This window comes from Planktotalea arctica (genome assembly GCF_002105285.1).
In the GTDB taxonomy this organism is placed as follows: domain Bacteria; phylum Pseudomonadota; class Alphaproteobacteria; order Rhodobacterales; family Rhodobacteraceae; genus Planktotalea; species Planktotalea arctica.
The window spans coordinates 206,815-219,910 of record NZ_MUHR01000005.1 but is presented as its reverse complement, the minus strand read 5'-3'; the positions used below and the strand labels follow the sequence as shown (position 1 = coordinate 219,910).

General features: G+C 58.6%; 13 protein-coding genes. 7 read left to right on the top strand and 6 right to left on the bottom strand.

Annotated elements, in window-relative coordinates:
* Positions 1-51 precede the first annotated feature (51 nt).
* Entirely contained in the window at positions 52-783 is a 732-nt protein-coding gene (locus B9P63_RS05705; protein WP_085307594.1) for a metallophosphoesterase, read from the top strand.
* An 81-nt stretch (positions 784-864) separates the two neighbouring features.
* On the opposite strand, the gene B9P63_RS05700 is transcribed toward B9P63_RS05705, so the two are convergent.
* The 4 genes from B9P63_RS05700 to smpB form a co-directional block, all read right to left on the bottom strand.
* On the bottom strand, positions 865-2,049 hold the full coding sequence (locus B9P63_RS05700; protein WP_085307593.1) for an amino acid aminotransferase: 1,185 nt from the start codon (positions 2,047-2,049) through the stop codon (positions 865-867).
* A complete protein-coding gene (sseA, locus tag B9P63_RS05695; RefSeq protein WP_176219106.1) occupies positions 2,049-2,906 on the bottom strand; it encodes a 3-mercaptopyruvate sulfurtransferase in 858 nt (285 codons plus the stop codon). The genes B9P63_RS05700 and sseA overlap by 1 nt, the downstream gene beginning before the upstream one ends.
* Positions 2,907-3,030: 124 nt before the next feature.
* The gene (locus B9P63_RS05690) at positions 3,031-3,303 is read right to left on the bottom strand and encodes a hypothetical protein (protein WP_085307592.1); all 273 of its coding nucleotides are present in this window, start codon (positions 3,301-3,303) and stop codon (positions 3,031-3,033) included.
* 145 nt (positions 3,304-3,448) lie between these two features.
* Positions 3,449-3,925 carry an SsrA-binding protein SmpB gene (gene smpB, locus B9P63_RS05685; RefSeq protein WP_085307591.1) on the bottom strand — a complete coding sequence of 159 codons (477 nt, stop codon included), beginning with the start codon at positions 3,923-3,925 and terminating at the stop codon, positions 3,449-3,451.
* A gap of 143 nt (positions 3,926-4,068) precedes the next feature.
* On the opposite strand from smpB, the gene B9P63_RS05680 reads away from it, so the two are divergent.
* From B9P63_RS05680 to B9P63_RS05655, 6 genes are all read left to right on the top strand, one after another.
* Entirely contained in the window at positions 4,069-5,961 is a 1,893-nt protein-coding gene (locus tag B9P63_RS05680) for a cation:proton antiporter domain-containing protein (RefSeq protein WP_085307884.1), read from the top strand.
* Entirely contained in the window at positions 5,958-7,310 is a 1,353-nt protein-coding gene (locus B9P63_RS05675) for an aminotransferase class III-fold pyridoxal phosphate-dependent enzyme (protein WP_085307590.1), read from the top strand. The genes B9P63_RS05680 and B9P63_RS05675 overlap by 4 nt, the downstream gene beginning before the upstream one ends.
* Positions 7,311-7,364: 54 nt before the next feature.
* Positions 7,365-7,787 carry a hypothetical protein gene (locus tag B9P63_RS05670; protein WP_085307589.1) on the top strand — a complete coding sequence of 141 codons (423 nt, stop codon included), beginning with the start codon at positions 7,365-7,367 and terminating at the stop codon, positions 7,785-7,787.
* Positions 7,788-7,879: 92 nt separating this feature from the next.
* Positions 7,880-9,100 carry an HlyD family efflux transporter periplasmic adaptor subunit gene (locus B9P63_RS05665; RefSeq protein ID WP_085307588.1) on the top strand — a complete coding sequence of 407 codons (1,221 nt, stop codon included), beginning with the start codon at positions 7,880-7,882 and terminating at the stop codon, positions 9,098-9,100.
* Complete coding sequence (gene devC, locus B9P63_RS05660) at positions 9,097-10,272, top strand: ABC transporter permease DevC (RefSeq protein ID WP_085307587.1); 1,176 nt, start codon at positions 9,097-9,099, stop codon at positions 10,270-10,272. Before B9P63_RS05665 ends, devC begins: the two co-directional genes overlap by 4 nt.
* A complete protein-coding gene (locus B9P63_RS05655) occupies positions 10,272-10,967 on the top strand; it encodes an ATP-binding cassette domain-containing protein (protein ID WP_085307586.1) in 696 nt (231 codons plus the stop codon). The genes devC and B9P63_RS05655 overlap by 1 nt, the downstream gene beginning before the upstream one ends.
* On the opposite strand, the gene B9P63_RS05650 is transcribed toward B9P63_RS05655, so the two are convergent.
* On the bottom strand, positions 10,964-11,893 hold the full coding sequence (locus B9P63_RS05650; RefSeq protein WP_085307585.1) for a metal ABC transporter permease: 930 nt from the start codon (positions 11,891-11,893) through the stop codon (positions 10,964-10,966). The two genes, B9P63_RS05655 and B9P63_RS05650, sit on opposite strands and share 4 nt — an antisense overlap.
* Positions 11,890-13,095 carry a metal ABC transporter permease gene (locus B9P63_RS05645; RefSeq protein WP_085307584.1) on the bottom strand — a complete coding sequence of 402 codons (1,206 nt, stop codon included), beginning with the start codon at positions 13,093-13,095 and terminating at the stop codon, positions 11,890-11,892. Before B9P63_RS05645 ends, B9P63_RS05650 begins: the two co-directional genes overlap by 4 nt.
* Position 13,096: the final 1 nt, after the last annotated feature.

Below are 13,096 nucleotides of genomic sequence, written 5' to 3'. Positions count from 1 at the left end.
AATGACAGGCCGCTCTTCTCAGGGCGGCCTTTCTCGCATAAACCTGCGCGCATGACACATCCCATTTACGCCATCGGCGACATTCACGGCCAGTTAGAGATGCTGGAAGACGCGCTCGCACGCATCGAAGCGGACGGCGGCAAGAACGCTCCCATCATTTTCCTTGGAGACTATGTGGATCGCGGCAGCGATAGCAAAGCCGTCATCGCCCGCCTCATGGACGGCAAATCCGCAGGCAAGCCATGGCGCTTCCTCAAAGGCAATCATGACCGCATGTTCGAGTGGTTCATGGAGCCGACCCCGCGCCACGATTCCCACCTGCTTGTAGGCTATCACTGGCTGCACGAACGCCTCGGCGGCACGACGACTCTGGCGTCCTACGGCGTCGATGTGGGCAACCGCCGTCGCCTGTTCGATGTGCACGACGAAGCGCGCAAAGCCGTGCCTTTAAGTCATCAACGCTTCTTGCAAGACTGCGAAATCTCAATCTCGCAGGGGCCCCTATTCTTCTGCCACGCAGGCGTGCGTCCCCGCGTGCCGCTTGCCGAGCAGGCCGAAAACGATCTGGTCTGGATCAGGGAAGATTTCTCGCATGACACCAGCGATCATGGCGCACTCGTCGTGCATGGGCACACACCGGTTGATGCTCCGCTTCACGCAGGTAATCACGTCAATCTCGATACAGGTGCGGGCTACGGAAAACCTCTGACCGCCGCAGTGTTTGAGGGCACAGATATCCACGTCATAACAAAAGATGGACGCAAGCCCTTAAAGCCTGCGTAACCCTTCATCTTGCCCTTAAACTCTGGGGGTCTGGGGGCTAGCCCCCAGCCTGTCGGCTCGGTACGGCTGAGACGAAACCCCTCAAATCCCGGCGTCTACAATCGCTTTCGCCAAGATCGGCACGGACTGCGCATTCAAGCCAGCAATGTTCATACGGCTGTCCCCGACCATATAAATTCCATGCTCCGCACGCAGTTTCTCGACCATCTCAGGCGTCGTGCCCAGCCGCGAGAACATGCCGCGATGCTGCGCCAGAAAGCCAAATCGGTCCGAGCCACCAAGGCGTTGCAACTCGCCCGCCAACTGCTCGCGCAGCCCAAGCATGCCAAGGCGCACCTCTTCAAGCTCGGCCGCCCAATTCGCGCGCAGATCAGGATCGCTTAGAACCATCGTCACCAAACGCGCGCCATGATCTGGCGGGAACGAGAAATTCTGACGGTTCAAGAACGCCAGCGTGTCCTGGTTCAACGCGTGCTGCGAGGCATCGGCGGAAACCGCCATCAAGATACCCGTGCGCTCACGGTAGATGCCAAAATTCTTCGAACAACTTGCTGCAATCAGGCATTCCGGTACGGAGGAGGCCACAAGGCGCGTGCCAGCGGCGTCCTGCTCCAGACCATCGCCAAAGCCCTGATAGGCAATGTCGATCATCGGAATCGCGCCTGTTTCAAGCAAGATATCAACGACGATCTGCCATTGCATCGCGTTCAAGTTCGCGCCCGTCGGATTGTGACAGCAACCATGCAAGAGCACGATATCACCCGCTTTTGCGGTTTTCAGATCAGCCATCATCCCGTCGAAATCAACACCGCGCGTGTCGGCGTCGAAATAGCGGTAGGGCACGACCTCTATTTCCAGATAATTCAGGATTGAGGTGTGGTTCGGCCATGTGGGGTTGGACACGAAAACGCGCGCACCCGGGTTGGCCATCTTGATCAACTCAAACGCTTGGCGGCACGCGCCGGTCCCCCCGGGGGTCGCCGCCGCTGCAACATTGCCGCGCGCAACCGCATCGCCCAAGACCATGTCGATCATCACATCGGAAAACGCAGGATCACCGGCAAGGCCAACATAGGACTTGGTGCTCTCAAGCTCCCAAAGCTGCTGCTCTGCCTTTTTCACGGCCCGCATGACGGGCGTGACGCCTTCTGCGTTTTTGTAGACTCCAACGCCAAGGTCGATCTTTTCCGCGCGCGGGTCTTCGCGGTAGGCTTTGACCAGCGCGAGAATTTTATCGGCAGGTTGTGCTTTAAGATTGGCAAACATCAGGCTTCTCCGGTTTCGATTGGCATGGTCGGGACAGAGCCCCATTCGGTCCAGGACCCGTCATAGACGGCGTGATCGCTCTTGCCGATCCGCTCCAGCGCAAGCGCAAGGATACAGGCCGTGATGCCAGAGCCGCATGTGGTGATGACAGGCTTGCTCATATCAACGCCGCCTGCGGCAAAGGCCGCTTTCAAAGCGTCGGGCGCTTTCATGGTGCCATCCTCGCTCAACAAGTCCTTGTAGTAGACGTTGCGCGATCCGGGAATATGGCCTGCGCGCAGACCTGCGCGTGGCTCGGGCACGCTACCAGCAAACCGCTCCGGCGGACGCGCATCGACGATCTGGGGCGCACCCAGTTTGGCCGCGGCCGCAACTTGCGTGACGTCCTTCACCATCTGGTTCTGAAAGCGCACCATCATGTGCCGATCGCGAATGACAGGGGGCAGGTCTTCGACTTCGCGGCCCTCAGCCAGCCATTTCTTCAAACCACCATCCAGCACCGCGACATTCATCTGGCCCATCAGCCGGAACATCCACCACACGCGCGGCGCAGAAAAAAGACCCGCGCCATCATAGACGACAACCTGATGTCCGTCGCCGATGCCCATAGCGCGCATACGGGACATGAATTTCTCGCCGCTCGGAACCATGTGAGGCAGGGATGAACGCGCATCACTGATTTCGTCAATATCGAAGAAACGCGCACCGGGAATGTGGCCGGCATCATACTCCGCCTTGGCATCGCGGTTTTCAGCCTCCATGTACCACGACGCATCAATGATCCGCAAATCGGGATCACGCATATGCGCTGCCAGCCAATCGGTTGAAACCAAGGTCTTCGGGTCGTCCAATGCCATGTGAAAAGCCCCCTCATAATGTCATGACTTGCTTACTGCCGAGGGCGCGCAGTGGCAAGTGTTTGGGGCACGTGTTCGGCGCAAGAGTGGGCACCGCACTATCGCGATGCCCGGATGCTGCGAGCTACTTCGCCATCATGTTCTTAACAACCCCAACGATCGCCAGAACCACACCGCCACCGATACCACCGCCGGCAACCTGCGTCAGGATCGACGTGATATCGAGACCGCCCGCTGCGCCGCCTGCGCCCATCATGCCAAGCACCGTGCCGCCCAAACCACCGCCTACAATGCCGGAGATCGAATTGATGAGCGTGCCCTGGTTCAGGTTCTTCAATACACCGCCCGCGACATTGCCGCCGACCGCGCCCGAAATCAGACCAATCAAGAGTTCCATAGTATTCCTTCCCGTCGGGCCATTTTATGTGCGCGCAATCGCGGCCCGTGCCCATGCGCAGCGATCACTAACTGCAAGCGTGCTCGCGCGTCATGGGGAAAGGTAGGGAAAACTCCCCGTTTGAGAAGGGGAAGGTGGGTGCGCGTTACTCCGCGTGCCGGAGCAGGCGCTGCTTTTGGCGACCCCAATCGCGCTTGGCGTCGCTGGCGCGTTTGTCATGGTTTTGCTTGCCCTTGGCGATGCCGATCTTCAGCTTCACGAAACCCTTGTGATTGAAATACAGCACCAAAGGCACCAGCGTCATGCCCTTGCGCTGCGTTTCGGACCACATGCGCGACAGCTCTTTTTTGGAGGCGAGCAATTTGCGGCGACGGCGCAATTCGTGCCCCCATGTTTTCGCAGGCTCATAGGGCGCGATGTAGCTGTTCACCAGCCACAGCTCGCCATCCTTCACCTCTGCGTAGCTTTCGGCAACATTGGCGGAGTTCACACGCAGCGATTTGACTTCGGAGCCTTGCAGGATGATGCCGCATTCGATGTCGTCCGCGATCGCGTAATCATAACGCGCGCGCCGGTTCTCGGCGATCACCTTGTAGTTTTCTTTTTCCTTCGGCTTGGCCATGGCGCGTGTCGTCTTTCTGAAATCTGAGCACTCTACATAGGCCCGATCCGCGCGCACTCCAAGGCCATATGAGAAAACGCTCTGGACTTGATGCACGCTCCTGCGCAGAGTCGCGCGATATTGCCCTGCTCGGAAGGCCCATGATGACCGATTTTCTGCTGCTCGCCTTCATATTCCTCTGCGCGGGCGTGATCGCAGTGCCGACCGCTTCGCGCCTCGGGCTTGGCTCCGTGCTTGGATATCTGATCGCAGGGATCATCATCAGCCCGATTCTGGCGCTACTGCATGTGGATGTGATCGCAATCCAGCATTTTGCAGAATTCGGCATCGTAATGATGCTCTTCCTCGTGGGACTGGAGCTAGAGCCGAAAATGCTTTGGGCGATGCGCGCCAAACTTCTTGGGCTAGGCGGCGGGCAAGTTGGGTTAACCACAATAATCGTAATGGGCGCATGTATGGCGCTGGGGCAGCCTTGGTCGATATCGCTCGCCATTGGCCTCGTCATGGCGCTGTCCTCTACGGCGATCGTTTTGCAAACGCTGAATGAAAAAGGGCTGATGAAATCGGACGGCGGGCAGTCCAGTTTCTCGGTTCTGCTCACGCAGGATATCGCGGTCATTCCGATGCTCGCGCTCTTGCCGCTTTTGGCGATACCCGAATTGATGGGCGTCGCAGCCCATGGCGCTGACGCGGCGCACGCGAGCGAGGGCGATCACGGTGCCGCCATGAGCCTCGTCGCGGGGCTGAACGGGTGGCAGACCACGCTGGTCACCGTCGGTGCAGTCGCCGCCGTGATCCTTGGCGGTAGCTTTCTCACCGCGCCGATCTTTCGCTTTATTGCGGGCGCAGGTCTGCGGGAACTTTTCGTAGCTGGTGCGCTACTCATCGTTATAGGGATCGCCCTCTTGATGTCGCTTGTCGGTCTATCACCCGCACTCGGCACGTTCATCGCAGGCGTGGTGCTGGCCAACTCTGCCTACCGCCATGAACTCGAAAGCGACATCGATCCGTTCCGTGGCCTCCTTCTTGGCCTATTCTTCATGAGCGTGGGCGCAGGCATCAACTTTGTACTGCTTTCTGAGAACCTTTTTAACATCGTCGCAATGACGCTTGGCCTGATTGCGATCAAGGTTCTGGTACTTCTGGTTCTTGCGCACATCTTCAAACTTGGCGGAGCGGACAAATGGCTCTTTGCACTCGGTCTGGCACAGGCGGGTGAATTCGGGTTTGTGCTGCTGTCTTTCACAGTCGCAGGGCAAATTATCCCGTCCTCCATCGCAGATATTCTCCTACTCGTCGTCGCGCTATCAATGCTTCTGACACCTGCGCTGTTCATCATCTACGACCGCCTCATCGCGCCGCGCTACGTCATGGGGGAAACCCGCGAGACCGATGAAATCGACGCAGGGTCCAACATCATTATTGCAGGCCATGGCCGGGTCGGCGGTATGGTCGCCCGCGTTCTACGTGCGGCATGGCACACCCCTACCGTCATTGACTATTCCTCGAAGCAACTTGATATGTTGGAAAAATTTGGCGTAAAGGCCTACTTTGGCGATGCCAGCCGCCCGGACCTTTTGCACGCGGCAGGCATCCATGACGCAAAGCTAATTGTGATCGCAATCGACAATGAAGAACAGATTACGGAAATGGTGCACTACATCCATTCAACCCATCCAAACGTGCACATCATGGCCCGCGCGATGGATCGCAACCACGTCTACGAGCTTTATTCCGCGGGCTGCCGCGATATCATCCGCGAAACCTATGACAGCTCGCTGCGCATGGCGCGCTCCGCCTTCGAGGCGCTCGGCGTTCCCAGCGACAAGGCCAGCGATATGGTCGATGTCTTTGACATATCTGACCGCGAAGGCATGGTTGAGGTGGCCGATACTTACGACGTCAATATTCCGCCCTTTGAGAACGAGGCTTTCATGACCAAAGTTCGCGAAGTCGCCCCGCGCCGCAAAGCCGAGGTGAGAGAGCAAATGACACAGATACTGCAACGCAATTCGAAAGGCGAGCAACAGCTATGAAAGACGACAATTTCCTGCGCGAGAACAACGCGCGCCACCTGTGGCATCCTATGGGTCATCCGGGAGATGTGCAGGCCAATGCGCCCGCGATCATCGCCAAGGCGGAGGGCGTGGTTATCGAGGATCTCGACGGGCATAAGACGGTCGATGCCGTGGGTGGCCTATGGTGCGTTAACCTTGGCTATTCCAACGATGTCATTAAAGACGCGATCGCCAAGCAGCTTTATGATCTGCCCTATTATTCCGCCTTCGCAGGAACGTCCAACCCACCCGCAATCGAAGCCTCCTATGCGGTGCGCGAATTTTTTGAATCCGATGGCATGGTGCGCGCGTTCTTTACCTCCGGCGGCTCGGACAGTGTTGAAACCTGCTTGCGCCTGTCACGCCAGTACCATCGCCTTCGCGGGGAGCCGACACGCACCAAATTCATTTCCCTCAAGAAGGGCTATCACGGCACACATTTTGGTGGCGCGTCCGTCAATGGCAACAACCGTTTCCGCATCGCCTACGAGCCGATGTTGCCCGGCTGCTTCCATTTGCCCAGCCCCTATCCCTATCGCAACCCCTTCAATGAAACGGACCCTGCGCAGCTTGCCCAGAACATCGCGAATGCGTTCGAGGACGAGGTGCAGTTCCAAGGCGCTAACACCATCGCAGCCTTCATCATGGAGCCAATCCAAGGCGCAGGTGGTGTGATCGTGCCCGACGACAGCTTCATGAGGTTAATGCGCGAAGTCTGTGATCGCCATGGCATCCTGATGATTGCGGACGAAGTCATCACAGGCTTCGGGCGCTTGGGCAATTGGTCCGGCTCGCGTCACTACGGGGTCCAGCCCGATATGATGAGCACAGCCAAGGGCATCACCTCTGGCTATTTCCCCGTTGGCGCGGCGCTATTCAACGAAAAGGTCGCCGAGGTGTTTGAAAAATCCGACCCCGCAGAGGGCGGCATTTACCACGGATACACCTACAGCGCCCATCCCGTTGGCGCGGCTGCGGTCACGGCCTGCCTCGCGGAAACGGTCCGCCTTGATCTGCGCGCAAATGCTGCGGCGCGGGGCAAGCAACTTTATGAGGGCTGCCAAGCGCTTGCCGCAAAACACGATATCATCGGCGATGTGCGCGGGGGGCAAGGCTTGATGACAGGCTTTGAAATGGTCTCCGACAAGGCCACGAAAACGCCTATTGATCCCGCAATCGTCAAACGCATCCAGCAAGCCACCTACGAGGCGGGAGCGATGGTGCGCATGGGGCCACCCAACATCTTGATGTCGCCCCCTTTGACGATTTCAGAGGGCGAAGTGCAAACCATTCTGAATGCGCTCGATACGGGCCTTAGCGCCGCCTAGTTGCGATCTGCGATCAAGCCCCCTAAGCTGGCAACACCTTAGGGGGCCTTTTTTATGACCAATTTATTTAAATTCGCACTACTTGGCGCGTTAGCTTTCGCCGCACCGCAAACCGCCGATGCTAAAGAGTTCAAATACAACTGGAAGCGCACGATAAGCAGCGGCAATTTCGATCAGGACACCAGCTTTTTCTGGGTTAAGGAAAATCCGGCAGGTGGCTGTTATCAGGATGATTATTTCACCGTGAAAGTTAAGAAAAAGCCCAAACACGGCACTTTCACCGCGACCCGCACGATCAAAGTGCTTACCAGCGGCCCATGCGCAGGAATCGCGGTGAACGCCTATCAATTCTATTATCAGCCCAAGCGCCGTCCCAAGAACGATAAACTCGTGCTTGAGATCGGCAGCATCGATCGCTTGCCCAACCGCAAAGACGTCGATCGCGCGCGTATCGAAATAAAGATCAAAAAGAAGTAGGTTGCGACAGAGCACCTCGCACCTGCCATCTTCCTATTCTGAACTACCAAGTTTAGAGTGCGTAAAGGGAAAGACTTCCCCGAAGGTTCGTGATGAGTAAGCAAGACAACGAAGCAGCAGGCAAACTGCCCCTGCAAGACAACGGCATCGCAAAAACGTCCAATGCGCCTGCGCGCACGTCGCGGCTTGGGCATCTTTATATCATTCCGCTATTGATGCTGACGCTGTTCACAGGTGCCGTGATTGGCATGTATTTCCAGCCCCCCGGCCTGCGCGTGTTCTTCAACGCCACCGGCCTGCAGCCGGGCGCAGGCAGTGATATGCCCATCGCGATCGCCGTTCAAAAGGTCAGCGCCCAAGAAGAAGTCGCCGTGATCAGCGAAGGCGACGTGCTTGCCCTTGGCCGCATCATTCCGCGCGGCGATGTGATCAATGTCGCAACGCCCTCCGGCGCAGGCGATGCGCGTATTGCGGCGTTAAACGTCAACGTCGGTGATACGGTCGAACGGCGCGATATTCTGGCCGAGCTCGACAACCTGCCGCAGCTACAAAGCGCCATTCGCACCGCTCAGGCAAATGTCGCCGTGCGCGACGCAGCGCTTGCGCAAACCCGCGCCTCTATCGACGCGAGCCGCGCCGAAGCGCAGGCCTCTCTCAGCAAGGCCGAAGCTGGCGCAACAGAAACCGACGCAGAGCTGAGCCGCGTTACATCCCTGTTCGAGCGCGGCGTGACCACGCGCGCCGAAATGGACCGCGCGATTGCGAGCGCCAACACCGCCGCGCGCGATGTAGAGCGCAATATCGCCACCCTTTCGCGCTACGCCGCCGGTTCCGACACGGTTCAGGCCGATATCGCTGTCGCAGAGGCGAACCTAACTGCGGCCAAGGCCGAACTTGCCCGCGCAGAGCAGGATATCGAACGCGGATATGTTCGAGCGCCCACCAAGAGCACAGTCCTACAAATCCACGCACAGCCGGGCGAGCGGCCCTCGGCCAGCGGCATCATCGATCTGGGCGACACATCGCAAATGACGATCGAGGCAGAGGTTTATCAATCCATGATAGCGCGCGTCACCATTGGCGATCCGATCAGCGCCAGCGCCGATGCTTTGCCCCAGCCTTTGACGGGTGTCGTCGCTGCGATCGGTCTTGAAATTGGCCGCCAATCCATCACTTCGGACGATCCCGCCGCCAATACCGATGCACGCGTCGTAGATGTGATCATCTCGCTTGATGCGGACTCGAGCGCACGCGCACGCGCGCTCACCAATCTCGAGACCATCGTGCGGATCGACGCAGGCCGCATTGAATGAGCCGGTTTCTCACATGGCTGTTCGGCCGCCTGCCTATTGGCTGGCTGCAACTGTCGCACAACAAAACCCGCCTTGCGGCCGCGCTTGCGGGCGTCGCTTTCGCCAATCTTCTGGTATTCATGCAGCTTGGCATTCTGGGTGCGCTGAACAACTCGACCGTCGCGCCCTACACGCTCATTCGCGGCGATATTCTGGTGTCCTCGACCGAGGGCGACACGCTCACTGATAGTGGCAATATCGCGCGCACGCGCATGTTTCAGGCGCTTGGCATCGCGGGCGTCAAAAGCGCGGTGCCGCTCTATATCGGCACGCTGCCGCTTAGCATGGGGGATGGCACTTCTGCCGCTTTGCTCACCTTCGGCATGGACACCGCCCAACCAGAATTCGCAGCACCTTGGGTCGCGCGCGAATTGGACGCGCTCAATATCGAAAGCACGGCCTTGCTTGATAAAGGATCACGCGGCGTGTCTGCCAGCGTTTTCGAACGCCTTGAGCGCGGCGAACCTTATGCCTTCGAAATCAACGGACGCACCATGACGGCGATTGGCACCGTCGATGTAGGCGGCGGATTTCTGGCCGATGGTACTTTGGTTGTGTCCGATCAGACATTCCTGCGCTTCAACCCCAAACGCAGTGGTGGCGCGCCCAGTCACATTCTGATCAACGTCGATGATGGCGCCAGTGTTCAAACCGTCAAAACGCGGCTAGAGGCCGCTTTGCCCGCCGAAAGCGTGAAGGTTCAGATCATGCAGGACGCCGCCGCCGCTGATCTGGCGTTTATGTCCACAGAGCGCCCGACGGGTATCATTTTCGGCTTTGGCGTTTTGATCGGCATCATCGTCGGCATCGTGATCGTCTATCAGGTCCTGTCCACCGACGTGGCCGACCACCTCAAGGAATATGCGACGTTCAAGGCGATGGGATACGATCAACCGTTCTTTCTGGGTATCGTGTTCGAAGAAGCGCTGGTGCTGGCAATCTTCGGCTTCATACCGGGTTTTCTGGCCTCGTCGGTGCTTTACAAAGCACTGGCCAGCGTCACCAATCTGCCCGTCGAAATGCAGGCTGGCACGGCGATCCTCGTGTTCTTCGGCACGCTCGCCGCCTGCACGCTATCAGGCGCGATCGCCACGCGGCGCCTTGCGGCTGCTGATCCGGCGGACCTGTTCTGATGGGGCCGGAGCACGCGATCACGGTGGTAGGGCTAAACCACTATTTCGGCCACGACGAAGCGCGCAAACAGGCGATTTGGGACGTTAATCTTAACATCCGCAAAGGTAGTTTGACGATCCTCATGGGGCCATCCGGCTCTGGCAAGACCACGCTTTTGACGCTGATCGGATGCCTGCGCGATGTGCAGGAGGGCAGCGTGCATTTGCTGGATCAAGAATTGCGCGACGCGCCCGAGGCGGTGCTGGTCGCGCTACGCCGCAAGCTCGGGTTCATCTTTCAGGCGCATAACCTGCATGAAAGTCTTACCGCCACGCAAAACGTGATGATGGGCCTGCAGGTGCACGGCAAAGGCAATGCACGCCTGCAACGCGCAGCGAGCCATCATATGTTGGGGCTAGTGGGGCTTTCGGACCGGCTCGACTACCTCCCCGGAAACCTATCAGGCGGGCAGAAACAGCGCGTCGCCGTGGCGCGCGCGCTGGTGTCCAACCCTGACGTGATCTTCGCGGACGAACCCACTGCCGCGCTGGACAAAGTGTCTGGCGTGTCCATCGTGAGGATGCTCAAACAGCTTGGTCAAGAGCGCGGTACGACCACCGTGATGGTCACACATGACAACCGCATATTGGAATTGGCGGACCGGATCATCACTCTCGAGGAGGGCCGCGTCGTCAGTGACACAAGCCCGATCTAACCCTCGGCTGGCGCGCCACTGCGTGATCTGCACGGCCCTGCGACTGCCGTTATCGCAAGAATGACACCCGACACCGCCGCGATCATCCCCGCCGCGCTGACCGCATTATTCGCGCCAAGCCAGATAGGGCCGTAGCCTGCGAACACATATCCCAGAACCGCCGAAAGGGTTGCAAAAAGCACGCTCCACGCGACTTGGGCACCAAGCGAATTTGTCATCAGGCGCGCGGCGGCGGGCGGGCAAATGAACATCGCGATCACGATGATCGAGCCGACCGCATCAAATGCCGCCACCGCCGCCAGGGCCGCCACGATCACCAGTGCAAAGCCCAAAGGCCCCGTTCGAATGCCCATGCTTTGTGCAAAGCCTTCATCGAAAGTGGATAGTTTCAAAGGTCGCCAGTAAATCCACGTAAACAGCGCAACAACGATTAACACCGCAAGCAAGCGCGGCAGTTCCACAGGTAAATAGGCCAGCGCGTCCCGATCCCAAAGTGAGGACCAGCCCGTTGCGTCGAGCCAGATCAAACTCTCCAAGTTCCCGAACAGCGCGTGTTCAACATCTAGGTGAACCGTGCTTGTGTCGGACTGCTCCAGCAACAAAACACCCCCTGCGAACATGGCCGTAAACGTCACACCCATCGCAGCCCCCGGCTCAATCTTACCAAGGCGGCGGATCGCTTCGATCATCACCACCGCGACCACAGCCGCACCCGCCGCACCCAGCATCATGGGAACTGCGGCGACAACGCCCGTGATCAGGAACGCCACGACAATGCCCGGTAAAACCACATGGCTGATCGCATCGCCAATCAGCGCTTGGCGGCGCAGCAACAGGAAATTTCCAGGCAGCGCACAAGCGATCGCCGCCAATGTACCGATCAAAATAGGTGTCAAAGACAGCGCTACAAATTCCTCGCCCATCATACGGGCACTCCTCTAGGCGCGCCAATGAGGCGATCTAACTCATTGATTTGATCGCGGGTCAAAACGCCCTCGATCTCTGTCAGCCCATCGTAAAAGGTCGCCGCCAGCGCAAACTCTTCGCGCGAACGCGCCATTTGCCATCGGGTCTCATCGCGCAGCGCTTTGGCCGCGCGCGCCTTCCCGTCAGTGGTCGCAACCCCGTCAGCGCGCGCGAAACCCGCGCGTTGCAGCAGGCGCAGCGTGAGTTTCTCATAGATGGGCTGGCCCTGCGCCAGTGCCAAAAGCCCTTGGCGGATATGCACACGTTTCTGGAATGAGAGATGCTTAAGAACTGCCGCCAAAACCCCGCGCGCGGGTGCAAACAAAAGCGACAGAGCGAACATAGCGAACAGCACTAGAACGATTACAGGCCCCGTAGGCAGCGCGGGCGCGATCGCAGAAAGCGCTGCGCCAACGTAACCCGCAACGCCCCCGACAACTCCGGCGACCCATAGAACGCCCGTCACTCGTTCGCTCCAAAAGCGCGCTGTAACAGCGGGGATAATCAACAAGGCAACGATCAGGATCAGACCCACAATCTTGAGACCCACAACCGTGATCGCCATGACAAGGCCCATCATAATCAGATCAAGACGCGGCACATTCAGCCCGCTTGAGGCCGCGAATTCAGGATCGAACGCAACAGCGCTTAAGGGACGTCGAAACGCAATCACAGCCGCAAGAACCAAGGCCCCACCAACCGCAATAATCATCGCATCCGAGTAAAGCATCCCAGCCGTCGAGCCAAGCAAGAACCCCTCAAGCCCCGCTTGACGCCCCTCGCTCATTGTTTGAATAAACGTCAGAAAAACGATGCCAATTCCAAAGAAAACCGACAGAACCGCACCAATCGCAGCATCCTCGGCCAGCCGCGTGCGCCGTGTCAAAGCACCGATGCACAAAAGGCCAATCCACGCGGACGCCGCAGAGCCAAGCATCAAACCAATCAGGCTGCGACCATCGCCGCCAAGCGCGACCATGATAATGAACGCCATCCCCACGCCGGGCAGGGTCGCATGAGAAATCGCATCACTGACAAGCGCGCGTTTGCGCAAGAAAAGAAATGTTCCTGTAACACCCGCCGCAACACCAAGCAGCATCGCGCCAAGGGTCACGAGCGTGGCATTATAGCCAAGCTGCAAGGTCAGCGCATGCCAAAGCATC